The sequence below is a fragment of the Candidatus Desulfofervidus auxilii genome (assembly GCF_001577525.1).
GTDB lineage: Bacteria > Desulfobacterota > Desulfofervidia > Desulfofervidales > Desulfofervidaceae > Desulfofervidus > Desulfofervidus auxilii.
This window is the reverse complement of the sequence record NZ_CP013015.1, coordinates 981,572-1,007,192: the sequence shown is the minus strand read 5'-3', so window position 1 is coordinate 1,007,192 and position 25,621 is coordinate 981,572. Positions and strand designations below refer to the sequence as shown.

Annotated in this window: 25 protein-coding genes; 14 read left to right on the top strand and 11 right to left on the bottom strand. The window is 41.3% G+C overall.

Annotation, left to right across the window (positions count from 1 at the left end):
- Positions 1-68 precede the first annotated feature (68 nt).
- The 6 genes from HS1_RS13085 to HS1_RS05145 are packed head-to-tail and all read left to right on the top strand — an operon-like array spanning position 69 to position 7,529.
- Positions 69-212, top strand: a complete 144-nt coding sequence (locus HS1_RS13085) for a phospholipase D-like domain-containing protein (RefSeq protein ID WP_156469400.1) — start codon at positions 69-71, stop codon at positions 210-212.
- Positions 194-3,127 (top strand): helicase-related protein, encoded by a 2,934-nt coding sequence (locus tag HS1_RS05165; protein WP_156469399.1) that lies wholly within the window; start codon positions 194-196, stop codon positions 3,125-3,127. Before HS1_RS13085 ends, HS1_RS05165 begins: the two co-directional genes overlap by 19 nt.
- On the top strand, positions 3,124-6,474 hold the full coding sequence (locus tag HS1_RS05160; protein ID WP_066061896.1) for an Eco57I restriction-modification methylase domain-containing protein: 3,351 nt from the start codon (positions 3,124-3,126) through the stop codon (positions 6,472-6,474). Before HS1_RS05165 ends, HS1_RS05160 begins: the two co-directional genes overlap by 4 nt.
- Positions 6,474-6,734 (top strand): DUF4258 domain-containing protein, encoded by a 261-nt coding sequence (locus tag HS1_RS05155; RefSeq protein ID WP_066061893.1) that lies wholly within the window; start codon positions 6,474-6,476, stop codon positions 6,732-6,734. Before HS1_RS05160 ends, HS1_RS05155 begins: the two co-directional genes overlap by 1 nt.
- Positions 6,721-6,933, top strand: a complete 213-nt coding sequence (locus HS1_RS05150; RefSeq protein WP_066061890.1) for a DUF2283 domain-containing protein — start codon at positions 6,721-6,723, stop codon at positions 6,931-6,933. The genes HS1_RS05155 and HS1_RS05150 overlap by 14 nt, the downstream gene beginning before the upstream one ends.
- Positions 6,934-6,941: 8 nt before the next feature.
- The gene (locus HS1_RS05145; RefSeq protein WP_066061887.1) at positions 6,942-7,529 is read left to right on the top strand and encodes a hypothetical protein; all 588 of its coding nucleotides are present in this window, start codon (positions 6,942-6,944) and stop codon (positions 7,527-7,529) included.
- 153 nt (positions 7,530-7,682) lie between these two features.
- Here the strand turns inward: HS1_RS05145 and HS1_RS05140 are convergent, their stop codons facing one another.
- A complete protein-coding gene (locus HS1_RS05140; RefSeq protein WP_066061884.1) occupies positions 7,683-8,447 on the bottom strand; it encodes a DUF5677 domain-containing protein in 765 nt (254 codons plus the stop codon).
- 6 nt (positions 8,448-8,453) lie between these two features.
- Positions 8,454-9,107, bottom strand: coding sequence for a hypothetical protein (locus HS1_RS05135; protein ID WP_066061881.1), 654 nt, complete (start codon positions 9,105-9,107; stop codon positions 8,454-8,456).
- 66 nt (positions 9,108-9,173) lie between these two features.
- Here HS1_RS05135 and HS1_RS13080 point away from each other — a divergent pair, with 66 nt between their 5' ends.
- The 7 genes from HS1_RS13080 to HS1_RS05105 all read left to right on the top strand — a co-directional run bounded on the left by HS1_RS13080 (position 9,174) and on the right by HS1_RS05105 (position 12,336).
- Positions 9,174-9,335 (top strand): hypothetical protein, encoded by a 162-nt coding sequence (locus HS1_RS13080; RefSeq protein ID WP_156469398.1) that lies wholly within the window; start codon positions 9,174-9,176, stop codon positions 9,333-9,335.
- 138 nt (positions 9,336-9,473) lie between these two features.
- A complete protein-coding gene (locus HS1_RS05130; RefSeq protein ID WP_066061878.1) occupies positions 9,474-9,710 on the top strand; it encodes a type II toxin-antitoxin system HicB family antitoxin in 237 nt (78 codons plus the stop codon).
- Positions 9,707-9,943, top strand: coding sequence for a type II toxin-antitoxin system HicA family toxin (locus HS1_RS05125; protein ID WP_066061875.1), 237 nt, complete (start codon positions 9,707-9,709; stop codon positions 9,941-9,943). Before HS1_RS05130 ends, HS1_RS05125 begins: the two co-directional genes overlap by 4 nt.
- A 775-nt stretch (positions 9,944-10,718) precedes the next feature.
- Entirely contained in the window at positions 10,719-11,009 is a 291-nt protein-coding gene (locus tag HS1_RS05120) for an AbrB/MazE/SpoVT family DNA-binding domain-containing protein (protein ID WP_066061872.1), read from the top strand.
- Positions 11,010-11,140: 131 nt separating this feature from the next.
- Entirely contained in the window at positions 11,141-11,350 is a 210-nt protein-coding gene (locus HS1_RS05115; protein ID WP_066060539.1) for a PIN domain-containing protein, read from the top strand.
- A 424-nt stretch (positions 11,351-11,774) separates the two neighbouring features.
- Complete coding sequence (locus HS1_RS05110) at positions 11,775-12,044, top strand: type II toxin-antitoxin system Phd/YefM family antitoxin (RefSeq protein ID WP_066060538.1); 270 nt, start codon at positions 11,775-11,777, stop codon at positions 12,042-12,044.
- A 4-nt stretch (positions 12,045-12,048) separates the two neighbouring features.
- A complete protein-coding gene (locus HS1_RS05105) occupies positions 12,049-12,336 on the top strand; it encodes a type II toxin-antitoxin system RelE/ParE family toxin (protein ID WP_066060537.1) in 288 nt (95 codons plus the stop codon).
- Between the two features lie 50 nt (positions 12,337-12,386).
- Here HS1_RS05105 and HS1_RS05100 read toward each other — a convergent pair whose 3' ends face one another.
- From HS1_RS05100 to HS1_RS05070, 7 genes are read right to left on the bottom strand one after another with little or no spacing between them, the layout of a single operon-like run.
- Positions 12,387-13,304: a type-F conjugative transfer system pilin assembly protein TrbC gene (locus HS1_RS05100; protein WP_066061869.1), complete on the bottom strand. Its 918-nt coding sequence runs from the start codon at positions 13,302-13,304 to the stop codon at positions 12,387-12,389.
- Positions 13,301-13,624 (bottom strand): hypothetical protein, encoded by a 324-nt coding sequence (locus HS1_RS05095; protein ID WP_066061866.1) that lies wholly within the window; start codon positions 13,622-13,624, stop codon positions 13,301-13,303. The genes HS1_RS05100 and HS1_RS05095 overlap by 4 nt, the downstream gene beginning before the upstream one ends.
- A gap of 11 nt (positions 13,625-13,635) precedes the next feature.
- Entirely contained in the window at positions 13,636-19,224 is a 5,589-nt protein-coding gene (traN, locus tag HS1_RS05090) for a conjugal transfer protein TraN (protein ID WP_066061863.1), read from the bottom strand.
- 1 nt (position 19,225) lies between these two features.
- Positions 19,226-20,206 carry a hypothetical protein gene (locus HS1_RS05085; protein WP_066061861.1) on the bottom strand — a complete coding sequence of 327 codons (981 nt, stop codon included), beginning with the start codon at positions 20,204-20,206 and terminating at the stop codon, positions 19,226-19,228.
- Between the two features lie 15 nt (positions 20,207-20,221).
- On the bottom strand, positions 20,222-21,298 hold the full coding sequence (locus tag HS1_RS05080) for a hypothetical protein (protein ID WP_066061858.1): 1,077 nt from the start codon (positions 21,296-21,298) through the stop codon (positions 20,222-20,224).
- Positions 21,299-21,316: 18 nt separating this feature from the next.
- Positions 21,317-23,452 carry a hypothetical protein gene (locus HS1_RS05075; protein WP_066061855.1) on the bottom strand — a complete coding sequence of 712 codons (2,136 nt, stop codon included), beginning with the start codon at positions 23,450-23,452 and terminating at the stop codon, positions 21,317-21,319.
- An 11-nt stretch (positions 23,453-23,463) separates the two neighbouring features.
- On the bottom strand, positions 23,464-24,411 hold the full coding sequence (locus HS1_RS05070; protein WP_245670049.1) for a TraU family protein: 948 nt from the start codon (positions 24,409-24,411) through the stop codon (positions 23,464-23,466).
- Between HS1_RS05070 and HS1_RS13350 the strand changes: the two genes are divergently transcribed.
- Complete coding sequence (locus tag HS1_RS13350; protein WP_172793616.1) at positions 24,392-24,571, top strand: hypothetical protein; 180 nt, start codon at positions 24,392-24,394, stop codon at positions 24,569-24,571. The two genes, HS1_RS05070 and HS1_RS13350, sit on opposite strands and share 20 nt — an antisense overlap.
- A 6-nt stretch (positions 24,572-24,577) precedes the next feature.
- Here the strand turns inward: HS1_RS13350 and HS1_RS05065 are convergent, their stop codons facing one another.
- On the bottom strand, positions 24,578-24,793 hold the full coding sequence (locus HS1_RS05065) for a hypothetical protein (RefSeq protein WP_066061849.1): 216 nt from the start codon (positions 24,791-24,793) through the stop codon (positions 24,578-24,580).
- Between the two features lie 147 nt (positions 24,794-24,940).
- The gene (locus HS1_RS05060; protein WP_156469396.1) at positions 24,941-25,573 is read right to left on the bottom strand and encodes a hypothetical protein; all 633 of its coding nucleotides are present in this window, start codon (positions 25,571-25,573) and stop codon (positions 24,941-24,943) included.
- Between the last annotated feature and the right edge of the window lie 48 nt (positions 25,574-25,621).

Here is a 25,621-nt window from a genome sequence, read left to right as displayed (position 1 = left end):
TTTTTTCGAAAACCAGCCCCCAACTTTTATATTGATTATCCATCATAAAAACGATATAAAACTAAATCATGTACCGCCCTGAGTATTTAATTATTGATAATAACAACCTCAAGCTTTTTGAAGAATTAAATAATATCCTAAAAGGACAAAAATCCATTGATATAGCCAGTGCCTATTTCAACATCGCAGGATTTTGGCTTGTAAAAGATTAAAAGCAATGGTGGCTGAATTAACAATCGGTGATAAAGTCAGAGTTGGAAACAAGATGGGGGAAATAATAAAGCTCGACCAGCGTGGGAAATTTACAGTGGTTAAAGTCGCCTTCGCAGAAGGACCGGCAAAGGACTTTGTTAGCCCTCCTACAAAAATAGAAAAAATATTTTCCCCTTTAGAAAAACTGCAAAATGCTGTCTTTGAACTTCCTATCTACTTTGATCTTCACTTTGAGGCAACTAGACTGTCTCTTGCTTATACCTATGACCATCTCCTTTCCCTTTCTTTTACTCGCACAAACCTTGAGCCTTATCAAGTAGGAGCAGTTTACAAGATCCTTAATGCCTATAAACACAGGATCCTTTTAGCCGATGACGTTGGCCTTGGTAAGACCATTGAGACAGGTATGGTCCTTAAGGAAATCTCCCTCAGGGGGCGTGCAAAGAGGGTCCTCATCATAGTCCCTGCACCCCTTCGATTCCAGTGGCAAAGGGAGCTAAGGGAAAGGTTTGATGAAAACTTTGCTATCTATGACTCTTCTTATGTAAATGCATTAAAAAATTCCCTCCCTAAGGATGCTAATGTCTGGGAGGCACACTCAAAGATTATTACATCACTTGATTACGTTAAAAAGGAAGAAGTATTGGCAGAACTTATAAGGACTACATGGGATGTTATTATTTTTGATGAGGCCCACAAGCTCTCCGCCAAAAGATCGGGAAATAAAATAGAGCGTTCCCAAAGGTATAGGCTTGCCCAGGCCCTTTATGACAAGACAGAAGGGCTTATTCTACTCAGTGCTACCCCCCATAAGGGAGACCGTTTTTCCTTCTATGCCCTTCTTACCCTCATAGACCCATATATATTTGAAAATGAGGCAAAGATTGTTTCATCCAAGCTAAGTAGCATTATGATACGCAGGGGAAAAGCTGGTATCATAGATGCGAATGGAAGGCCTGTCTTCCGTCTAAGGGAGGTTTTTACCACTCCTATTTCATATACTAAGGAGGAAAGGAGGCTTTATGAAGCAGTTACCGCCTATGTGCAAACATTCTACAACCTAGCCAATGCCCAAAATAACAAGGCAGTTGGCTTTGCTATGGTACTTCTACAAAAGCGCATGGTCTCATCTATTGCTGCCATACGCTCTTCCTTAAAAAACAGGCTTGCAAAATTGGTTAAAGGCGCTATCTCTCTGCCTAAGGAAGAGGAGATAAGGCTCCGTGATTACTTTGAAGACCCAGACTCACTTGATGATTTTGAAAAAGAGAGGCTTGAAAGACGTCTTGAGATATTAACACTCCCCACTACACCAGAGGGGCTAAAGAAGGAAATCTTCTTCCTAAAATCCCTGATCAAACTTTCAGAAGAAATTACAATAGACTCAAAAGGAAAGTCACTTATAGATTTTGTGGATGGAATTATCAATAAAGACCCAAGAGAAAAAATCCTTATTTTTACTGAATATAGGGATACTCTGAATTATATTGTAAACATCTTACAAGAACATGGATATAATCCCCTGGTCATCCACGGTGGTATGAGCATGGAGGAAAGGAGAGAGGCAGAAAGACATTTTTCCTCTCCAGCATTTAACATCATGACAGCTACTGATGCAGCCGGTGAGGGGATTAATCTTCAGTTTTGCCATATTATGGTAAATTATGACCTCCCGTGGAATCCCAACCGCATTGACCAAAGGATTGGAAGACTTCACCGCTATGGGCAAAAAAGGGATGTGAAGGTGCATAACCTCTTTGTTACTGATACAAGGGAGGGGCAAATACTGGCCAGACTCATGCAAAAGGTCTCCATTATAGAAAAAGATTTGGGTGGTAAAGTATCAGAAATTGTCGGCCTTATCCTAGAAGACTTTAACTTACAAGAGCTTATTATGAAGTCACTTGCAGAAAATAGGCCCGTTGAGGCCACAATTAAGGATTTGGAAAGGGCCATTAATGAAAGGAAGATGGCGTATCAAACTATTGAAAAGGCATTTCTAATGGACTTAAAAAAGTTTGACCTTGAGGAGACACTAAAGGTTATTGAAAAAAGCAGAAAAAAGGCTACTACTGAGAAGGAAATTGAGAGATTTGTACGTGCCTTTTTTGAGCTTTTTAATGGTAAGATTGAGCCAACAAGAAAGAAATTTGTCTATAGGCTCATTCCACCAAAAGAGGTGCTACGGGAAGGCATAAAGAAGAGGTATGATGCAGTTGTCTTTTCAAAGGAGATTGCAAAGAAACTTGGAAATGAAGTAGAGTTTATCGCCTTTGGTCATCCTCTTTTAGAGGAAATTATAGATTACTGCCTGGACAGGGATTACCTATTTGGTGGTAGGGCCACAGTTAAATACTCTGATAAAACAGAACAGCCTGGCATTTTGTTCAACTTTCTTCTTGCCTTTGATGATGCCACTGGTAAGACCATAAATGAAGATGTCTTTCCTGTATTTGTAACACTAAATGGAGATTGCAAACCCGTATCCCCAAGGTCAATTGCCTCATTCAGTAGAGATCAAATAGAAAAATTTCCCAATAATTTTGATGATATAAAGCCCCGAATTCCCTATCTTTATGAAAAGGCATATAATATTGCCTTAGAGGAAGCAAAAAGGCTTTGCTCTTTGGCACAAAGAAAAAAAGACCGTGAAATATCTATTAAAAAAGAAGATGCAAAGAGATATTTTGGGACAAAGATCAAAGAAGAAGAGAAAAGGCTTAAAGATTTTAAAAGTCGACTGTTTTTGGGCGAAGACATGGCTATAGCTATAAAGGCTTCGGAAAAAAGGCTAAATGATTTAAAAGCTACATTTGAAAAAACATTAGAACGACTTGAAGAAGAGGAATTAGTTATTGAAAGGAACCCAAATCTTTTTTCAACCGCTATCATAATACCAAGGAACAGCTCATGACTCCATACCGTAATCAAAAACTGTTTTCCAATCATTATCTAGAAAGACTCCTGCCAGAAGAAAAAGAATTCGAAATAAACGAGGCAGAGCTTAAAGAAGTTTACCAAAAAATCAGGGCATTATGGGATAAAGATAGATTTTCATCTCTTAATGAATCTCAACTGCGAAAGCATTTTTTAGATAAAGTCTTTGAAATCCTGGGTTGGACAGTGGATGTAGAACCGCCAACGCTTATAGGAGATGGAATAAAGCATCCTGATTACGCTCTTTTTTATTCTAAAAATGACTTAAAAGTTGTTCAAAAAACTCCAAAAGAAAAATATTTTAAACATGTTGCCTGTTTGGCGGAGGCTAAACGCTGGGAAAGAAACTTAGATAAAAAAATTAAGAGTGATCCAGAAGACATCCAAAATCCTTCTTTACAAATGAGTCATTATCTATGGCTTACTGAGGTAAAATGGGGAATCCTTACCAATGGTAGATATTGGAGACTTTATGAAAGGGAGACTTCAAAGAAAATTGATATCTTTTATGAAATAGACTTAGAAAGTTTGCTAGAAAATGGCAAATTAGAAAATTTTAGATATTTTTACCTCTTTTTCCGAAAGGATGCCTTTCCCGCTTTTGTTGAAAAGGTATATCAGGGAAGCAAAGACTATGCCGAGGCAGTTGGTGAGGAACTTAAAAAAAATATCTATGAATCATTAAGGCTTTTGGCGCATGGATTTCTGGAATTTCCCAACAATAGCCTTTCTCAAAATGACCTAAAGGAAATTCACGATAATTCCTTAATCTTTCTCTATCGCCTTCTATTTATACTCTATGCAGAGTACAATCAATTACTTCCGCTTGGAGAGAACCAAATCTATACTGATTCATATAGCTTGGATGCCATCAAAAAAGAAATAGCCGATAAGCTAGATAATAAGAGACCCATTGCTACCTCAACTCATGGCTACTGGAATTGCTTAAAGTACTTATTTGAGATTATAAATAATGGCAATAAAGAGTTAGACGTCCCTCCTTACAATGGTGGTCTCTTTGATCCAAAAAACCATCATTTTCTAGAGGACTATAAAGTAGGTGATGCCTATGTTGCAAAGGTCATTGATCTCCTTTCAAGATCAAAAGAAAAGACCTTTATTGATTATAGCAGCTTAGATATTAGACACTTAGGTTCTATCTATGAAGGACTTTTAGAATATAAACTCCGTATAGCTAAAGAAGATTTAGTTCCGATAAAGCAAAAGGGTAGAGAAGTATATGTCTCACTGAAAGAAGCAAAAAAGCAGGGTAAAAAGATTGATAAAAATAAAGTTGTCTATACAGGCGAAGTTTATCTCGTCACAGACAAAGGTGAGCGCAAGGCAACTGGCTCCTATTACACACCACGGTATATTGTAAAATACATTATAGAAAACACTCTGGGCCCACTAATAGACAACATATTCAAAAAGGCAAAATTGGCTAAAACTATAGGGGTCCAGCCAAAACATGGATATGATCCAATTGAGATGATATTTGACTTAAAAGTCCTTGATCCAGCCATGGGCAGTGGACATTTTTTGGTAGAAGCGACTGATTTTCTGGCTAAGGCCTTAATTAAGGCATTGGGTGCATCTCCAAAAGAAGTAGGTGAGGATGAGATCCGCTGGGCAAGGCGTGAGATAGTAGAAAGGTGTATATTTGGTGTAGATTTAAATCCTCTTGCTGTTGAGCTAGCGAAGCTTGCTTTATGGCTTCGCACAATGGCGAAAGGAAAACCCCTTAATTTCTTGGACCATCATCTAAAAGTTGGTAACTCTCTTATTGGTGCAAAATTAGATAAAATACAAAGCCTACCCTTACAGAAAGATAGTTTAGAATTTTTTGACACTTCGAATTTGACACAAGATTTAGCTAAAGCTGTAAAATCCTACTTTATAATACAAAAAGAGCCTGCTGAAAATGTTGAGAATATTAAAAATAAGGCAAAAACATTGAATTATATTAATGAAATGTGGCTTGATAAGTGGAAAAGAATAGGAAATCTTTGGACTAGCATACACTTCGGGTTTGAATGTAAGCCTTATTGCAAAATTTGCAAATTAATCTTGGAAGATAAACTTCCTACATATTTCAAAAAGAAATTTTTAGATCCAGCATTAGAAATCACAGACAAAAAGCAATTTTTCCATTGGGAACTCGAATTTCCGGAAGTATTTTACGACGAGTTCGGTAGAATTAGACAAAATCCAGGATTTGATGCGGTAGTAGGAAATCCGCCGTATGATGTAATTTCTGAAAAAGAGCAGCAAAAGGAAGTAAAAGAAGATAAAAATTTTTTCTCTTCTTTATCGTTTTATAAACCAGCAATAGGAAGCAAGCTAAATTTTTATCGGCTTTTTGCGACCTTATCTCTTGAGCTTTTAAAGAAAAACGGAAGGCATGGTTTTATCGTACCTCTTGCTTTATTGGCAGATAAACAAGCAAAACCTTTACGAAAATTTTTGCTTACTAAAACTCATATTGAAAAAATTGAGGCATTTCCTCAAAAGGATGATCCTTTCAATAGAGTATTTTTTGAAGCGAAACTGTCAACTTGTGTTTATATCGTTGAAAAATCAACTCCAACTTTGTTTTTCATTAGGGTTCATCCTGGAAAAGATATTTTGAAAGGTATCATTCCTTTAGAGATATATCCTGATCAAATAGAAGAATTTGACAGTGATAATTTGAGCATTCCTTGCTATCCAGGTATGACTACAAAAGATTTCCACCTTGCTTTAAAACTTATAAAAGTATGCAAAGGCAATGTATTAAAAAACCTTGCTCCTTCCCAACAAGGAGAAGTAAATTTAACAAGTCATGCCGAATTTTTATCATATAATCCAAATGGACAAATTGTTTTAAGAGGTGCACATATAGACAGGTATCAATTCAATGAGGAACCCAAACAGGGTACTCCTGTATATCTCAATATAGAAAAGTTTCTCCAAGCCCACAGCAAAAATACTAAAGCTTATGACTACCAATACACTCGCATTGGCTACCAAAGAGGTGCTGCCATAGATAATTGGCGACGGATTATAGCAACCATTATAGAAAAAGGTAATTTCTGCTCTGACACCGTAAATTATATTGTCAATCCCAAACAACTCAACTTGTTTGCTATTTTAGCCTTCTTAAACTCTTCTCTATGGGAATGGAGATTCAGGTTAACTAGCACGAATAATCATGTAAATGCTTATGAAATAAATGGTATGCCTATGCCCTGTATTTCCTTTGTCACACCCGAAAATGAACGCAAAAGGCTGCTGAAAGAATTTAAAAAAATGTATTATAATTTTTTAAAAGAAGGTAATTAATGAAAAAAGTTGATTTTACCAATCATGCTCGTCTTAAAATAGATTTGTTTAAAAAGCATGGAGTAGAAATAGAAGAAGATTTTATTAGAAAAACGGTGATTGAGCCAGATAATATAGAAAAAGGTTATAAGGGGAGGCTTATTGCTCAAAAAGAATTAGATGAAGGTCATGTGCTAAGAGTAGTTTATGAGGAAGAGGCTGATAAATTTATTATAATTACCTTATATCCAGGGAGGAAGAAAAGATATGAGAAAGATTAAATACAGTAAGGATGTGGATATCCTCCTCATAGAGCTCTCAGACAAACCGATTGATTACGCCGAAGAAGAAGGGCGAATCATCATTCATTTTAGCAAGGATGGAGAGCCAGTTCTTATAGAAATTTTAGACGCAAAGGAATTTGTCTTAAGCTCCATTGCCAGTGTCATTCAAGAGAAGGAAGTTGCCTTAACTTTGTGAGGTAACAAATGCCTAATGTCCAAATCATCCTTAATTTTATTGATGAGCGTCTTAAAAAGCAACATAAGCCAGACCCTGAACTTCTCAAAAAACATAATGCTGATCCACTTAATAAAGACTGGCAAATTCCTGAGGGTGCCCTTTGGGAACAATCTGATGTGGTGCATGATATTTTGGCCTTTTTGGCAGAGCAGATGATTGAATTAAATAAGGAAAAACAAAAGGAAATTAAGGGGTTTCTTGCTTGGCTAGAGGCACAACTTAAAATCAAACCAGATAAAAAGGGCAATACTGGAATTGAAGCCCTCACTGGCAAAATTAAGCTTAAAAACTACCTGGGGGATTATCAAAAAGATGAAGGACATTTAATCTTTGATGAACTCTGGCAAATTCTAGAGAAAAACAAAAATAAAATTGGGGCAAATCTTAAATCTAGAGAGCTTTTTGAAACCATAAAAACTGAATACGAAAAATCCCTCTCCAAACTTCTCCCTCTTAAAGAAAAGATCCGCAAGACCGACTGGCTCATAGACCAGATTGTCTATAAGCTTTATGGGTTGACAGAGGAAGAAATAAAAATTGTGAAAGAAAGGTAAAATTATGACATTATCTTTGGCATCCTTGGCCTTACTGAAGATGAAAAAAGAGAAGTCTATTGGGCCGTGTGTGAACTGGTAAAAAATAGACTGGAAAAGGGGGGGAGTGTGTAGAGCTTTCAAAAATAAAAGAGTCATTCCTTGGAGATAGCATTACCCCTTTTGCCCCCAATACTTATTTTCCAGTTTGGAAAGCTCCTGTCTTTCTATTTTTAAGCTAGTTAAGTCCATATCAAATGTATCAAGTGCGATTTCCTTGACATTTAAAAAATAACCAAGCGCTGGAAATATTACCATATCTATTTTGGAATTGCTCGGTCCTGCTCTTACCATTGTATATCCCCTTCTGGAATTATCCAAATAGTCTCTCGCAGCTACAGGACTTGTGTGTTCTCTTTCAGAAAGATAGGGATAAATAATCTCATATTCGTTTATTAAGGATACTTCTTTAGCCATCTGACGAATAGACTTTCCAGACCAACGCCAATACCTTGGGTTGCCTTTTAGATTATATTTTTTCTTTATTTTTTCATATCTTTCACGCATTTTTTCTAATTCTTTATCCCCTTCTTCTTTGGATACTTCACCAAGTTCTCTTAATGTTTTAATTCTTCTATACCTAATAATGATTTCAAAATCTACAAACCGTTTCATTCTAGAATCAATATTACCTGTGGTCAACCACATTACATTGATATAAAGATTAAGGAGGCTACGAAGAAGTACCATACCTTCTGTGGCAAAACCTTGTTCGCATAGAATTTTGATTGCGTATAAAAGACTAAAAGCTCGTCTATAATGATATAGAACAACACTTTTGGGCAATGAATCGGCATTTTGACCATTTAAAAGTTTAATATTATTATCTAAAACTTCCTGTGCAAATTTAAAAATATCTTCATATTTGTTTTTGATCATAATATTTTATGAAGTTAATCCTACAAATACCTCTGTATCAAAGAACACATAAACGGCGATTCCTTGATATTTGTCTTCCTTCGCTACCCCATAGAAATAGGAAAAAATCCTAGGTTCAACATGAACCCACTTAGGGATAAATCCTTCTTCTGCAAACAATTTGTTAAAGGGTGGAATACTTATTTCTGGAGGTTTCCATTTTATAATTTTGATTTTATGATTCGGTGGAAAAGGTTCTTTGAAGCGATGATAAAACAAACCTCGAGTCCAGCGGTCAACTTGCCTTTCAAACAGCGCTACCTCAACAGACAATCCGTAAACTCGAACATAAGCATTGGTTATTTTCTCTTTAAGCCAAAGAGGTCTCAGTCGTTTTCGCAGTTCTTGTTTAGCACCAGGATTCTTCTTGAACGAAGGAACAACTTGTGTATCCCAAGCTTTTCTAGCTTGTCTGTTCCTACAACTTGCTGCAATTATCAAATTTCTAAATAACTCATCATCGCGTGAGAATCGATTATTACAGTCTTTATGTGCTGGAACTGTTATTAGCTGACCTTTAGGCTTTTTAGGAAATATCCCACGGGGTGGTATATGCTCTTTTGTATCAGGATTTGACTGTCCACAAAGATAGCAAAATTTTTGACGCCTCTTTTTGCTCATTGTATTCAAAGCAATTATAAATATTTATTAAAAAGTTTCAACAAACAATGCTACTGCACTTAATAAATGTTTCCTATTCAATTACAGAATATCTCTATAACTCAGGCCAAAAGGCTGTTGCAGACAGAATATGCAATATCTATGGCTCCAGAGGCTATGAATTTTTCAGAGATATTTATGAAAAATACTAAAGATAAATTGATTATCTCTTTCCCAAACAGTATATAAAATTATGCCCATTCTATTAAGCTTGATTATTCTCAGTTACTGAGAGAAAAAAATATACTAAGCAAAAGCAAAAAACTGGTAGAGGAGTTTTAAAAAATATATTATGATTGGGTGAATGAAATAAAATGAGGTTAAAAAATGAAGACTTATAAGTTTACTAGTGTCATTTGGAAAGAAAAAGAGGGCTATGTCTCCAAATGTCCTGAATTAGGCGTAGCGAGTGCTGGTGATACTGTAGAAGAGGCTTTAAAAAATTTAAAGGAGGCTGTGGAGCTTTACTTAGAAAATGCAAAGGAGTTGGGGATGCTTGAAGAAATTGATGAAATTGGGACGGCTGAGAGATTTACATCGCTTTTAGAGGTAGCTGTGGCATGAAGCTGCCTGTCGTGTCATCTGCGGATGTAGAAAGAGTTCTAAAGAAAACAGGTTTTAAGTATGCACCCAAAAGAGAAAGGGGAAGTCATAAGGCTTTTTATAAAGAAGAATCAGGTAAAAAACGTTTGGTAATTGTGCCTGAAAGGAAAAGCATCCCAAAAGGAACATTAATGGCTATTTTAGAACAAGCTGGTTTAAGCAGAGAGGAGTTTATTGAAATTTTAAAAAGATAAATTTTGAAGTTATTCCTTCCCATTTGCCACATCTTCATTGTTATTTGTTACACCTGAAAACAGACGCAAAAAAGCTGGTAGAGGCGTTTAAAAGAGACAGCAATTAAAGAAGAGCGAATTCTTTCACACAAAGATGCAGTGCAAAGGCTATCAAAAAAATGGCAGAAATAATATGGAGTGAAGAGGCCATATTGGATTTAGAAGATATACATGATTATATTGCGCGCCATTCTTCCTTGTATGCTCAATATCAGATAGAACGTATCATTTTGTAATCCCAAAAACAGGAGCCAGTTTAATAATTAAAAATCTGCTTCCCCTCGTTTTTCTTCTCTTTTCGGTTAAAAATAAATTGTGCGGCATGCTCGTTGATTATACAAAAGAGACAGTGGGATCTTATCAATAAGGTGGGCCTGCTGTTACCAAAGTAAAATATGAAGATTCAAGTTGATCCTCATACATTAGAGTGAGCAGAAGAAAGAGGCACTAATGAAAAAGAAATTATTGATGTCATTCAAACTGGTTTTACCATCCCAGCAAAATGTGGGCGTCCTGGTAAGACCAAGATATATGATTTTAGACAGAAACCAGATGGCAGGTACTATGAACAAAAAGCATTGAAGTATTTTATATCATGGAAGGTGATACTATAATAACTGTAACTGTCTATGTATTTTATGGAAACTGGGAGGAAATAAAAGATTTGAGAGTTTGACAAACAGTGCAAAATAGTTGTACTTAATAATAAGGTAAGACTAATAAATAGAGGTAAGAAATGCCAATATCTACTCTATCATCAAAAGGACAGTTAGTAATACCAAAAGAGGTAAGAGATGCCCTTGGCATAAAGCCAAAACAGAAGTTACTTTTAAAGGTGGTAAAAGGCCATATTGTAATAGAACCACTTCCAGAGGGCCCTGTTGAGTATTTCTGCGGTATTTTCAAAGAGGGGACTTCACTAACAAGAGCATTACTGAGAGAACGAAATGAGGATAAAAGGCGTGAAGAAAAAATATTGCTTAATTCTTTCCCCCTTCTGGCATATTTATGCCAGGAAGATGGTTAGGAGAAAGCGAAAAATCTTCTTTCATCAGATAAAACCCTTCTATTAATGAATGATATTAACATTGGTGAAACATTTTACATCCTTGCAAAAAGTGAGGTTTAGAAAAAGTTGAATACCTTTTAACCGTCATCTTGCCTGCCTTGCCCATAACTAATGTTAAAAACACCCTGCAAGACGTAATCCACGCAGCAAAAATCAAGGCTCGATATCCCATGTCATACGCGGACTGTTTTGCGGTTGCTACTGCGATTAAGGAAAAGGCAACCATCATTACTGGAGACCCTGACTTTAAACAAATTGAAAAGATTGTTAGCGTTGAGTGGTTGGAAACATCTCTCTAATAAATGGTGACTTTTTATCTAACCCACTCTATTTACCAAAGCTTCCACCAGAAAGCCCATTACTTCAGTCGTGGGATGAATGACAAAAACCCTTTTATTTAAAAACTTTTATTTTCAAAGCATCTCTTAAAAACCATCTACTGTCCCCCAACTGGCCTGGTGGGAGTTTCTCATGAGTGGAATAAACACTTAATAGAGGCTGCGCACCGAATTCCTCGCCTATATTAAAGACGAGGTTGTGAAGGCAGCTCGACCTTCAGAATTCTGTGGCTTTAGCTGTAGGAGAAGTCAAAATAAGGAAGTTTGGGACGGCAGTTCTATAAAGGCTACCAGAAGTTTTATCCGGCTTACTTGCCTTGACAAAGGGTATTCTCTAATGATATTTTAACTATACCATTAAAACTACAATTAGTTGGAGGCTTAAATGCAAAGAATAAAATTTAGTGAAGATATAAAACCCATATCTGACCTAAGAGCAAAAGGGGCGGAGATTATCAATCAAGTCAAGACAACTAAAAGACCCATTCTGATTACTCAAAGAGGCCGTGGTGTGGCTGTGCTTCTGGAGGTATCCGAGTTTGAGAAGCAACAGGAAAAAATTGCCTTTATGGAAGCCATAGTAAAAGGGATGGAAGCTGCTGAAAAAGGGGAATTGATTTCACACGCTGAAGCAATGAAAAAACTGGGGCTTTGATACAGTGCCAAAGAAAAAGCTGAAATGGACACACCTTGCCATAGAGGACATGAACAATATCAAAAGAACAATATCTGAGGATAATCCATCTGCCGCTGAAAACATGATCAAGACCATCAGAAACAAGGTAGAACGCCTCAAAGATTTTCCCACATCTGGACGAGTGGTTCCAGAATTTCAAAGTCCAGCCCTGAGAGAAGTCATTGTTCCTCCGTATCGAGTTGTCTATCGTGTAGTTAGTTCAGAGATTCACATCCTCCGCGTCTGGCACAGTAAGCAGGAAATTAAGTAGTTTCTGAACAGAATATGTATCCTTATCGTTTTGTCCTAAAAATAATTCAATTACCTTTTTGATTGCGAGCTTCCTCTGGTCTTTTCCTGCTGTTCCCCTCCCGAGGAATACCAGCTTCTGTTAAGTGCCTCAATGATTTTCTTTACATTCCGGGCGTTGCTCTGTTCATACAGTTTTTCAAGCATATAGGAAAGTTTCCAGTCACCATATACCTTCCAGTAATGCGGTTTCCCCTCCAGGTTTTCCTTAAGTCCCTCACTGAGCTCGTCCATGGGATGAACGTCTTTTGCGTATACAATACAGGGTACCTCGGTAATCCTGTAATACCTGAATAACAGGGGGTCTATCCATATCTGAACCCTTCTGGCCTTTTTCTTCAGTTCTTCCTCCCATCCTTCCCGGGAGGTATCCACTGAAGAAAACCCTTTGGGAACTATGATTTTCTGGATGAACTTAAGGGTTGGCTTTATGTGTTCACATCCACCGATGCAACCCCTGAGCACCATGACAATATTTGGGTCCCTGATTTTATCAATATCTTCTGCATAGTTATTCCAGGTAACCATGGGTACACTGCTGCTCATGAATATATAGATTCTCTCGTCAGGCATGAGATAGTGATTCATGTCTGTGGAAATACCTGAAGCCTTCCCTGATAATTCCATGTTTATACCGTATTGTTTCTGTAACAGCCGGTTATAAGCCTGTATTTCCTGTGCTCTTTTTTTGCGGAATTCCCTGACCTGCTTAAGTGCCTGCTTCTGTGCCTGTTGATAATAACGGTTCAGTTCCGGATTGACCTGTAGCTGCTTCTGGAGTTCCTCTACCTGTCTCTGTGCCTTCTTTACTGCCTCTGTATTTCCTTCTCCATAAACCAGGAAGGGAATGGCCATAAAGAGGATTACGCCGATAATAATGGTTAATGCCAGAATAAACAGGGTTTTCACTACAGATGGATATTTCTTCACTTTTTTCCTCCCACGGGGTGGCGTCTGAACTCAGGATGCCTGAGGCGGACCCGGACTTTACCGTTACTGCCAACTATTATGGTGGCTGCATTCAGATTCCCGGATCTTCCAATGCCAGGCCATTCCTGTTTTACAGATTGTTTCAGCTCTTTCAGTGTTGATATGGTTATATTTTTCTTTATCACCCACTCCCGCATCCTGAGTCTCTCGTGGGGTGTCCAGTTTGGGCGGTAGCCGCTGTAGCCCCATGTAATACAGGCTGCAAATCCGGTGGATGCGAACATAGCAATAACCAGAATGGTAATTGTGAGCTTTTTCATAATATCCTCCCCTAGTAGTAATGCTGTAGCTGTTCCATGGCTTTTTCTTGTGTTTTTTGTTGAATGTCAGATTCAGCCCTGGTCTTGATATGCTCGTAAAATTCTGTGAGGTCTATCTTTGAGAAGTCCAGTCTCTGGAACTCCTCCGGTGTAAATCCACGGCAGTCAGGAGATTTCGCACTTCCCCAGCAGGCATCCGGGTTGGATGGGCTGCACGATGGGCCGAAACCCTCACCATGCAAACCGTTACCTATCTGTGGTCTTCCCTGTTCTGCAATAATTCTTCCCAGCATGGACTTAAATACGCACCAGGACTGTTTTGGCTGGAAGCAGATACCAAAAATCTTCAGAGCACAGAACTCTCCCACCTTATGGGCCATACCATGCCTTCTGGCCTCAACCAGCTGTACTTCCTGCTCGTTGCACTTCATCTTGAAAAAGAGAAAATTCCCACCCGGGTCTGCACAGCAGTCCACACCAAGGGTTTTAATTCCGTTATCACGGCAGAATATGGTCTGCCCGTTGAATATATAGATGGTGCCAAGACAGTTTCCATACTCATCAATGGTGCCATCATCCTTTTTATCGTTTTCTTCTCCTTCATCAGGTTCGGGTATATTGGCAGGGTCAACCAGACTGTTACATTTAAACGGACTGCAGTACTGCCCTCCCTCATAAGGCTGACAGGGAAGCGGATTTCCCTGGTCATCAGTGAACGGGCACTCTCCATTCTGGCATTCAACCAGAAATCCCGGACAGAGAGGGTCTTTGTTATCGTCATAGACACAGCGGGCATAGAATCCCACTGTACCCAGGTTGTTCCATTTTATAATCACCGCCCTGTGCTCTGTTTCGTCCTCTGAGGGCTGGCCTTCTTTCCAGTAAGAAACTCCACTAAAGAGTGAAGCAAGATTTGCAGCATCTGAGTCTTCGGGTAAGAATCCATTGTATTCCGAGGCCAGGGTCTGTGCCTGATTGTAAGTGTATGTATCCAGTGTAATTCCATAATATGGTCCTGCCGTAGGATTAACAGCCTTTACCCTGGTGATGGAATAATAGGGATTGAGTGGTGGGGCAAAACAGGCATCGCACTGGTGTTCCGACCCACATGCCCAGTAAAAAGGAATGATTTCCTGGCATTTACTGCCATTTCCAAGGGGACATGAGGCAAATCCTGATTCTCCTACAGTCTGTCCTGTGGGCAGAGATATGCCGTAGGTAATGCCTGTTTCAGTATCTGTATATTCCCCTCTTAGACCAATGGACTCAGTGCTGCCAAAGTTCTGGTAGGCAGCCACCCTTGCCAGTGTCCAGGTAGTATCCCCTGCCGAAGCAGGTTTGTTGACTTCTTCAGGACAGAGCACCTTTTCCAGGCATCTATCTTCACTCTTCAATTCTCCTCTGTCTTTAAACTGGTTATCAGCCGGGCATACCTTATGGTCCAGTGCCCAGCAGGTATCAGGATTTTTATGTGTGGTGCCTATAATGACGTCTTCATTCAGATTATCACAATTTGGCTCTGACTTACAGTAACAATCATCCTGGTAGAATACCAGATTTCCATACGTGCAGGGGTCATCAGGATTCTGGGTTCGACAATAAATATGTCTCTTAAAGATATAGCATCCTGCCTCTCCGGTTTCGGGGTCGTTCTTTCTTTCACCGCTGGTACATTGTGCCTCCTCGTATTTTTCGCAGAGACTACTTGAACCGTTCCAGGTGTAACCGGGCAGACAGGCAACCTGTGTCCACTGATAACAAATATCCATATCTGCAAAGTAGTCATAACCAGCGGGGCACGCACTCTGGGTGCAGTTACAGGTACCTCCATCTCTGCTGCAGCCAGAACTACAGGAAGGAGCTGATGTATAAAAGCAAAGGTCGTAATATTCATATTGTCCAGAGGGACATGGGGGTGATGAGGCAGTTTGCTGGTAACAGACCTCATAATTTGTGAGGCAGCTATACCCGGCAGGACAACCGTTACAGGTGCCGTCAGATGGGTCAGCAAAGGTATTTCCAGACCGACATATTACATTAAACAGGATATAGTCATAGCCCTGTGGACAGGCATCTTCTGTTTTTTCGCAGATTCCCCCATTTCTTGTCCAGCCTGAAGGACAGGTAGGGGTAGCTGTATAGTAACAGTTTCCTTCATAGGCCTGCTGGCCTGGAGGACAGTAAGGGTCTGTAAAGGGGTTTTGCTGGAAGAGACACATATAGTTTTGCTCCGGCCATGGTATAAGGGTTGAACCTGATGGGCATATTGTGGGATGTGCCGGGCTGGCAAAGATATAACATCCATTGCCAAACTGTGTTTCATCATCCTCCCAGCATGAGGCGTCTTCCACAAAGCGGTAGCACCACCACTGTTTATCGTTAGATGTGCCCTGAATGCCGGCATCGGGAATTTCATAGTGATCATCAGGGCAGAGATGGGCAATCTGCCTGAAACAGCCATCATCTGTTTCCACCTGGCCTTCGGTGCAGAAGTTGGGAATAATACCTGTGTCTTTCCAGATACAGTTATAATTTCCTTCAAGCCAGTCAGGGTGCCTATGGCTCTCATAGCCAAGTTTAAAGTGAATATCTCTAAAAAATCCAATTTTTTCAAAGGTCATTTCAAGAGGTACCGAGTTAAGTTCCATGGCATAATCTTCAGAATATTCTCCCTGGGAGTGGTTCTGGATTACACCTCCCCTGATATGCTCATCGATTGAAAGGCAGTTACCGTTTATACGACAGTTTTCCTTACACTCATCCTCGTCAAAAAAGACCCCATTGTTTATGTCACACCTGTATGCCCCCTCGCAGTTAGCGATGGCCTTACAGTTCTGTGAACACTCCCCTTCGGTGTAATAGAATTCTCCATCCAGACTGCAAACAAAACCTGTCACAGGGACGTTTACCGCTATACATTCCTGTGGCTGTTTACATGCGTTTTCACATGATTCACTATCAGGATAGGTCTGCTCATTAATTGGACAGAAATACTCAAGATATGAATTACAATCTGCCTCCTGTATGCAGTTTTCTTCACAATCTGCTTCAGTGCTATAACCCTGGCCATCAAGTGAGCAGTCCCAGCTGTAATGATCATGCTGGTGTGTCTCACACTCCTCTCCCTGCTTGCATTGCTGATTACAGGTGGTGATATCTGTATAGTTCTGGTTATTTAGGGAACATGTCCACTGGGCATGATAGGTGCACTGGGCACTCTGCTGGCAGGCACTCTCACAGGCTGATAGGGTGTCGTATTTTAGCCCATTTAAAGAACACTTATAACGGGTACGGGTCCTGGTCTCCTGGGTACATGAGCCTGTTGTCTGGCAGGCATTCAGGCACTGTGTCTGTGTGTTATAAAGCTGGTTGTTAAGTGAGCATTTATATTTTGTGACATTTACACAGGGTGCAAATGTCCTGGAGACAGTGCTTCCATTGGGTGTATACTTTACATAAACGGTACAGTGAGTTTTATCTGCGTTACAGGTTGCCCAGGCAAGATATTTATTCCCCATCCAATCTTGCCAATTCCAGATGTACTGTGGGTCATGGTTATAAGATATACAGTGCCCAGTGCAGCCATTGCCGCCAGCGGGATTACCTAGATAGCCAATACACACATGATAAGAGTTATAAGTATGTATGAAAAAGGTATGTCCGCCCACACTCCCGATGACTGGACAGGAATTAGGACAGTCCTCGCACCACCAGCTACTACATTGAGGTTCTGTTTGTGGAGTGCAGGTGCCCGTTTGAACACATCCGCTCACACAGGCCGATTGAGTTTCATATTCACTGTCATCAAGTGAGCATACCCATACATTATACCCCTCCTCTATTTCAGAGCAGCTTCCTGTCTTTGTGCACTGGTGCTGGTTATTACATGGGTACTGGTCTCCAAAAGGACAGGTATAATATCCGCTGTCCTGGCACTCTCCCTGTTCAATACAGGCATCGTTACAGGCCTGCTGATTATCATACTCCTGGCCGTTTATCGGACAGTAATAGGTATAAGTGGGATGATTTGTATAGGTGCATGTTCCTGTTTTTATACATGTATGTGTTTCCTCATCACAGGGTAGGGTTGGGTCAAGCGGGCATTGATAGGCAGTCTGCTCCTGGCACTCTGTCTCGATAAAACAGTTATCGTCGCATTCTTCTTTGTCATCATATTTATCAGGGTGTTGATATGCCGGACATATATATTTGAGTTCTGTCTTTGTTGTTTCCTGACAGTAGCCACTTCTTTCACACTGCCCGCTTGGGTTACATGAATATTGCGAACCAAAGGGACAGGTGGCATGCTCCGGATCAATGGAGCAGGTACCTGGTTTATAACAGTTATCCTCACAGCTGAGCAGATTACCATACTGCTCACCAGTTATATCACATATATAGGGGTCAATTCCCTCAAGGTAATTCTGGGTAAACCACACACCTATTGAGCCATCTTCAATCCTGTCACTTGAGTTTGTAAACAAATCTCCCCTGTTATTGTTGCAGGTATACTGTGCTGGATTGGAAAACTCAGTATATGTACACATACCCCTTACTGTATCAGGCCCTGCGCTGGTCTGGACAAATACGCCAAAGTTCATCCTGTTGGAATCAATCCAGTAGGGGCTTGCCCAGCTGACGACAATGTTATACGGACACTCAGCAATGGCATCACTGCAGAAGGGTTCAAATTTTGTTGACGGCAGAAAATATCCTTCGTATGCACCGATGGTTCTATCCGATATGCCCCTTGCGGTGGAGACATGAATTGTGTAAAGCTGGCCTGCTACACCCATATTCAACGGGTTGTAGGGAAAATCATGCCTCTGGGTGTGTGTCTGTGCTTCTCCCCAGACCTTGGTTACTATTCCTATAAAGTTTGTATTTACCGAGAAGCCCACATGCTGAAACTTTTTCAGCGGTGCGGGAGCTGAGACGCTGTAGGTATTCCCGTCAGGATGTTTGAACGTGAAGGTCCAGCTTCCACCACTGTAACAGAGACTCATTACCTCCTGGTTGTTATCATCAGTGCCCTTTATGACACATCCTTCCTGTGTGAAGTAACCCCACAGCACTGCTGCCATGCCTCTTGAAAGTGAGAAGTCCACTGAAACTGAGGAGTTTGAGTTAAAGGGAGTATTTCTGGTGTCTGTTGATGGGTCATAGCAGATACTGTTACACAGTTCCTCGGCTGGGGGAGGAATATCTTTTGGTTCTATGTACTTTACCACCCCTCTAAAACGGCTGGTTAGAGGAACGTGTATTCCTGCACAAAGATATGAATTTTCCTCTTCAGTGCACAGTTCACCGGTGGCCACGGTTAAGAGTCCCTCTTCAACCCAGAGATATTGGTAAGTGCTATAATTTTGTGTAATTACTCCTGCATCCTCTATGGATGCCGGGTGATACTGATAAGTGGGTGCTGAGAATTCATCAATGAATTCATCATGACTGTATTCCTGTACGGTCAGGGCATAGGTAATCATGGCATCCTCGGTGGCAATCTCCACCAGATTCATGACATTTTCATCGGAATATCCTGTTTGTGGCAGGGTTGCAGTAACAATAAGAAGGATTATCAGAAAAACAGCCTTTTTCACTCTATTTCTCCCTCACAAGTTCTGCCGTAGCAAGAGTTGTGAGCCTGTCAGGTACACGATTTAAACAGGTATCAGCAGCAAAGTAGAATTCATACTCACCAGGATAGAGCAGTACAGAAGGAATATTGACTACGACCTGATTTATATCTTTAACAGCAGTGAGGAACGGTCTTACCTGGTCAATAGTTTCAAATGAAACCCACTTCCAGTTTTCATCCATGTAATACTGAGTGAATTTTCCATCACGGAAGGTCCTGATGGCCAGGTACCACTCTGCAGGTGCGCTGGCAGAACCGTTGAGTGTTATCTCTATATTTGACAGGCTTTCATCGAGTGAGGGATTTATATAATAATAATTTTCGCCGTTTATGGTTATTTCTGAGCTGGTTTCTCCTGTTTCTCCTTCGTTATAGACATAAGCTGGAGGCAGGATTATTCCCTGGAAAGGCCAGGTGTCCCTTCCGCCTGTGTATTTATAACTTCCATTTTCATAAGGTACCTCATCTTCCACTACTTCAATAATAAATGTTCCTGTGTTGGGAAGATGATTTTTTCCCCACTTAACCGTGAAAAAAAGTGAATCCCAATCAGCATGTATCTGCATGATGGGAGAGTTATTCGTAAAGGGTACACCCTCAGGTAGCACTTCTACTGCCATGAATGACCCATATCCCATCTGTGTCCACTCCGGAGCATCACTGCTGACAGCAAGAGTCGAACCCTGGGGAGTAAGCAGATATGTTTCTACATCTCCTATGGTTTCTGTGAAAACCAGCAAAAAATAGCGTTTGTTCTGTTCGATGTTGAACTGATAGTATATCTGTGGTGTATTTTCTGTTATTTCTCCCCGCAGAGCCATACCGGGAGTGATTACCGGTGCATCCTGCGGAATTGGATACGGCAGGAAGATACTTCCATGACAGTCCTGGCTGCCTGGCAGCACCAGAAGAGTAAGTAGCAGTAGTAGAACTCTGTATTTCATTTTTACCTCCCTTATTTACCTTTTAACAATCTGTGCCCATGTGTATGTAGCAATGTCCATATCAGGCATCTCATCTGCTATTGGGTCATAACCATAGTAGAATGTAACCTCTCCTGGCAGGAGCATGAGGGCCGGGAACACAGCCACGACTTCCGGCTCTTCTGAAAGAGGAGCCAGCCTGAAAGGTCTTATTTCGCTGATTTCTTTAAAGACCTTCCATCTGTCTTCTATAAGGTAATAACACTTACCATCTATACTCTCGCACACTACCAGAAACTGCTCAAGGTTCAGGTCATTGCTTCCCTTTTTTGCTTTAACTCTGATGATAAAGGTTTGTGTGGCGTCAGTTTCAACAAACACCGGCTGTTCGTTATTTACAGTCATTGTTATAGTAAAGGCATCAGGAGTAACTATAAGAATAGGAGTCTGGGCCGGTTTGGTGACCTTACCGTTTACAAGCCATGTAGTTCTATCTGCACCGTATTGATATACGGTAATTGTTTTTGTTTCTGTCTCTTCTGTTTCCGGGTTTTCCACCTCGATTTCTACTTCCATGGTGGGTATGTCATCCGAAAGTATCTGTATGGTGAATGTTCCTGTGGCCGGGTAGGTTTCTCCTCCCCACTGCACATTCAGATAAAGTTCTGCTTCGCCCTGTGAAATTCTGAACTGGTTTTTAAGCCCACATCTCTGGCCTTCATAACTGCATGTTGCTTTGTGGGGTATTACCTCAACCATAACAAAGGACCCAAATCCCATTTCTGTCCAGTCAGGTGCATCGTTGTTATCCAGCTGAAATGTGTTGGTTTCCGGGTTTGAAGTAGCGGATATTTTTACATCTCCGATACCGTGCGGATTTGCTCCATTTTCAAAATCAGGGAAAACCATGAGGTAGTAGCGTCTGTTCTCAAAAACCCTGAATCTGAACCACGGTGATGGGTTTTCTGTGGTAATTTCACCCCGGTAGACCTGGCCCACGGTGAGCCAGGTAGCTTCAGCAGATGGCTGAATGGGCTGACTTTCACTGAAGCAAAAATTTGAAAAAATCAGTACTAAACCAACTATAATTGCTGTGCTTACTTTTCTCTTCATCGTATTTCCCCCTTTTATTTATGGTTGATCAGTGGAACAAATCATATCCCTGCTTGCCTCATATACGGCCTGCATGGCCGATGCCGCCTCTGAAAACATATCTATACAGCCGCACTCAGTATCCACGGGTTTGTAACGGGTTTCTCCCTCTTCAAGGGGACAGTGCCAGGTTCCTTCAGCATCCTGAGTGCACTTTTTTATGATGTATTCCTTCATGGTTGCGCTGGTGGTGGCTGTGGCCTTGTTTTCATCCAGAGGATCAGGCTGTGGATAGGCAGTGGTATCGGTTTCTATTCTGGTTACTGCACAAACCATCTCACATTCCTGGTAATCAGTGGGAAACTGATTCAGGGGAATATTGCCTGTACCTATTACAGGATCTTCATAGGTGCCTGTCTGGGAATTGGCTGTCTGAAGTGCTGTTGTAGCCCGACTGAGGTCTGCATCATAGGTATAGTTTTCATTGCAGTCATATCTTTTTTTCACCATCCACCACATATCAACTCCTGATGCAAGTACCGTGGTTTCATCTGTATCAAGGTCGGTTGATGTCATCTGTGTGCCATCAACACATATCCTGTAGCGGTGACCATTGTTGGAGTCCTGATATGCCTTGCAGGATGGTACCGGGGTTTTACCTGTTGATTCTCCGTTTCTCAGGGTATAAATACAGTTTCCTGCATAATCACATATCTGGACATCTTTGAGAGTGCAGTTTTCTGAAGGATTGCACCCTCCACTGGAAGTAACCACCGGCTGTTGTTCTGCGGTTATGATTTCATAGGTAAACCATCCCTCACCACCATCGGAACCAACCGATACTGTTGCCCTGAATTCATTTGTGCCTGAATGAAGGTACTGTAGAATGGGTATATCATAGCCGAACCAGCGAACATCTCCCTCACGGTCAGTGAGTGGAGGTATAGGCCAGTCTTCATATACCAGGTGTTCATTGACATACACCCTGATTTCATCATCATATGCGATCAGAGGAAGACGGGCACTTATTATGCGTTTATCTCCAAGGTCCACCTGTCCTGTAATGATATGCAGACCTTTGCCCCAGTAATTATTGCCTGCTGGTGGTATAGGTGTGCCGATAGTTCCGGTAATGGGGTCATTGGTTACCTCCTGTGTTGTAAAATCGTGTGTTATTGTGCAGAAATATCCCCTGTGTCCTTCGTTCATGGCAGTGGAACCACTGAGCTGGCTGTAATAACTGTCTGGATCTGTAGATTGTGCTGCTATTTCTTCATCGACGGGTAGAAAGCCTGTCTGGTATCCTTCCTCCAGAGCCTGGGGATTGGTTCTTGAGGCAGAACTTCCCTGTTCATAGGTAGGATCAGCCACGTGTACACATTTATCTGAGGATTGGCCATAGAATCTTATGGATAATTCATCCAGCTTTAATTCTGCCTTTGAGACCGCAATATTTTTTGCCTGGGCGAGCACCATGGAGGCTCCTGCCCCCAGGTCCTGAAGTACGTCCTGAAACATGGATGGCAGAACTCCGCCGCAGGAGTTGTTCACACAGTAGCACTGTCCTGCACCTGACATATCAGAGACAGGAGATAGGGTAAGGTGACTGTTTTCATCCACGCCCCAGGCATAATAGGCACACCTGTCCCATGTTCCCGGACTGCATACCACCACACCATGCGTGCATACACCACTGGCGTACTGAGTGTCATTTCCTGCAAAATCCTTAAAGGTGGGTGTGAATGTAAAATTTGGATTGCCATCGTAATCTGTGTCCTGAGAGATTACCATGCTGAAGTCGTTTGTGCCTGATGGTATGACTGTAATTTTCAGGAATTCCACTGCGGAGGGACACTCCAGCTGGGCGTTGAATCCCTGGTATTCCTGGCAATTGCCCGGGCACTTCTCCTGACATTCAGTAAGAGATATATAGAGACGGTGGTTGGTTGAGCACTCATACGATGTTTCCACCGTCTTCATCAGTGTCTCACCGGACATGATCGGCTTTACCACTCTCTCGTTCATTCCCTCCGGGCTACCCAGTGTGTCTCTGACTGTATTGCCCAGGTTTTCCCCTGCTCTTTTTGCATCCTCCAGTTCATCGCAGAAACCACCGAGGTGGGTGAAAATCAGGATTGCAGATATAAGAAATGGAATTAGAATCTTTTTATTCATACGAAACCCTCCTAAAAGGCACAGCATTCTCTTTTTCTGTAAAGCATCCAGACAAAATGGTCGCATTTGCCAGGAACCGGAGGATTCTTGAGATAGCTCCAGGTTATTGATGCACGCCCGATGGGCATCCTTTTTCCCATAACCACAGGAAATAGCTGAAGCCATGAGTACTGGGATTTCTTCCAGAAAGGTTTGATATAGGGCTGACACATACCCGTTACAGTGGGCTTTCCCGTGGTGATGATTTTTCCGGTAAGTGAGCGGTAGAGTTGCTTATTAGCGATTGCCAGGTTACCACAGGTATATCCCTGCTCATCGGCGGTGTGGCCGGTAGCGGGATAGACAGATCCCCAGCTGCCCATACACCAGAAAAGTATATCAATGGGCTTTCCCACCTTTGGCAGTGCTGCTCTTGCCGCATCCACCATACATGCCAGCTGGGCAATGGGATTTGCAAACAGGAGCGTGGCTGGATCATTGAGTATGGCGTTTAAAAGGTCGTTCTGCCAGAAAGGATCAACTTCTGTGATATAGCTAACATCTATTTCACCCATTGGGGTGAGACAGACAAAGTCCATGAACAACCTGATAACCCGCCAGACTTCATAGGTAAGCTGGTGAACCTGGGCAAAGGCTGCCTGATGTTTTCCATTTGATAAACTATCAGCTTCCTTTCCTGCCAGAAGTCCTCTTGAAACTGCCTGAGTGATGGGTATATCGAATCCAAGCGCAGGAAAACAGAATGGTATCTTGACTACCTCATACCCTTCAATAGGTTCCCAGTGACTTATGGCCATGCCAGGAAACGGAATGAATAAAGGTGGCCTAAGACAAAAACATATGGGGAGCGGCCAGCTTGATTTTGTTTCATAGGCACCCGGAAATGGGGCAATGGGAATGGCGCCGATTTTTATAGGGAGTACGTTGTAGAGTGTGGCTATGGAGTTTGTGAGCACCATCAACATGGTCGCGGGATTTGCTGGACATCCCATGCTGAAGAGAGCATGGCCCGGTGTGGGTGTACTGGCAATAAGAAAGGTAATCAGTGATATTACTATGATCACTCTGCGCACCTTTGTCCCCTGTATAGGTAATAAGAAAGAGTTAAAATCTTTATGAGTGAGTTTATGGGTATGCAGGAAAAAGTAGAGAGGTTATGGAGTGCCTTAGGGCAGGGATTCTGTCATTAACTTTAATATAAGGTTTTGTTGAATCTTTTGGCCTTCTTACCATCTCTTGATACATCCTAATCAAACGACCTTTAATTGTTCTTCGCCTTTGTTTTTGCTTACATAAAATTTTCTCTCTATGGTTTTTATAATATCTTTGAGCTTTGTTCATTTAAACACTCCTTTTAAATTTTGTTGTGCTGGCAGCACTGTCCCTACCCCGACAGGACTGTTTAACCACCAGCGATAGAGCCTGGAGCTTGCGGAACACCCCAGGGTATGGTGACCAAGATAACGGCTGCTTAGCATTGTAAGCTCCCTAGTCAACCACAGAGCTACAAGCTCCGCCCTTCAGGGCGGGGTAGTTGACTTTCTTAATTGCATGGACATCCACCCGCATGAGGCTTCTTTTTTCTTTATCTCTATAGACTACTGAAATAGTGTGTTTGAGTTTCAGCCTTTCTTTCATCAGGCGAGGAAGATAAAACACAGGTTTTTCCAGTTCGTTATCAAGGTCAAACCAGCTTCCGTTGGTAATAATGAGCATGGTATTGGATTTATTAAGCCAGTTTTTCTTTACCCATTCCACCTCTTCCTTTCTCTCTCCGTTGAAGACTACCAGTGTAGGAGGGTCAGAAATAACATAATCCAGGGGATTAAAGGTATAGCCTTTTGGATAGAGAATTCCTGTTACTTTTCCGTTTCTGTCCACCCTGGGAATATCAAATGGCAGGGTATAGGTAAGGGCAACCGTGTATGAATAATCCTTATCTGCAGGAGGAAGATTGACAATATCGCGGGGTCTGTAGTTTTTTACTTTCTCTTTGAGTTCAGGTATCTTCTTTTTGAGTTCTTCTACTGCTGCGGGAGTGCGGTTTTTAATCTCTTCAAGCAGGTCTGGTTCGGCTATGGGATAGGTGGCAGCAGAAACGGCAGAGGCAAAGATAGCCATCAGGATGATGAAAAGAAATGCTGTTGTGAATTGCTTTAATATATTTCT

Coding starts and splice junctions, on each gene's coding strand:
- HS1_RS13085 (WP_156469400.1), top strand. CDS start 69: ATGTACCGCCCTGAGTATTTAATTATTGATAATAACAACCTCAAGCTT.
- HS1_RS05160 (WP_066061896.1), top strand. CDS start 3,124: ATGACTCCATACCGTAATCAAAAACTGTTTTCCAATCATTATCTAGAA.
- HS1_RS05155 (WP_066061893.1), top strand. CDS start 6,474: ATGAAAAAAGTTGATTTTACCAATCATGCTCGTCTTAAAATAGATTTG.
- HS1_RS05150 (WP_066061890.1), top strand. CDS start 6,721: ATGAGAAAGATTAAATACAGTAAGGATGTGGATATCCTCCTCATAGAG.
- HS1_RS05145 (WP_066061887.1), top strand. CDS start 6,942: ATGCCTAATGTCCAAATCATCCTTAATTTTATTGATGAGCGTCTTAAA.
- HS1_RS05140 (WP_066061884.1), bottom strand. CDS start 8,447: ATGATCAAAAACAAATATGAAGATATTTTTAAATTTGCACAGGAAGTT.
- HS1_RS05135 (WP_066061881.1), bottom strand. CDS start 9,107: ATGAGCAAAAAGAGGCGTCAAAAATTTTGCTATCTTTGTGGACAGTCA.
- HS1_RS13080 (WP_156469398.1), top strand. CDS start 9,174: ATGTTTCCTATTCAATTACAGAATATCTCTATAACTCAGGCCAAAAGG.
- HS1_RS05130 (WP_066061878.1), top strand. CDS start 9,474: ATGAAGACTTATAAGTTTACTAGTGTCATTTGGAAAGAAAAAGAGGGC.
- HS1_RS05125 (WP_066061875.1), top strand. CDS start 9,707: ATGAAGCTGCCTGTCGTGTCATCTGCGGATGTAGAAAGAGTTCTAAAG.
- HS1_RS05120 (WP_066061872.1), top strand. CDS start 10,719: ATGCCAATATCTACTCTATCATCAAAAGGACAGTTAGTAATACCAAAA.
- HS1_RS05110 (WP_066060538.1), top strand. CDS start 11,775: ATGCAAAGAATAAAATTTAGTGAAGATATAAAACCCATATCTGACCTA.
- HS1_RS05095 (WP_066061866.1), bottom strand. CDS start 13,624: ATGAAAAAGCTCACAATTACCATTCTGGTTATTGCTATGTTCGCATCC.
- HS1_RS05085 (WP_066061861.1), bottom strand. CDS start 20,206: ATGAAATACAGAGTTCTACTACTGCTACTTACTCTTCTGGTGCTGCCA.
- HS1_RS05080 (WP_066061858.1), bottom strand. CDS start 21,298: ATGAAGAGAAAAGTAAGCACAGCAATTATAGTTGGTTTAGTACTGATT.
- HS1_RS05075 (WP_066061855.1), bottom strand. CDS start 23,452: ATGAATAAAAAGATTCTAATTCCATTTCTTATATCTGCAATCCTGATT.
- HS1_RS13350 (WP_172793616.1), top strand. CDS start 24,392: ATGGAGTTTGTGAGCACCATCAACATGGTCGCGGGATTTGCTGGACAT.
- HS1_RS05070 (WP_245670049.1), bottom strand. CDS start 24,411: ATGGTGCTCACAAACTCCATAGCCACACTCTACAACGTACTCCCTATA.
- HS1_RS05065 (WP_066061849.1), bottom strand. CDS start 24,793: ATGAACAAAGCTCAAAGATATTATAAAAACCATAGAGAGAAAATTTTA.
- HS1_RS05060 (WP_156469396.1), bottom strand. CDS start 25,573: ATGGCTATCTTTGCCTCTGCCGTTTCTGCTGCCACCTATCCCATAGCC.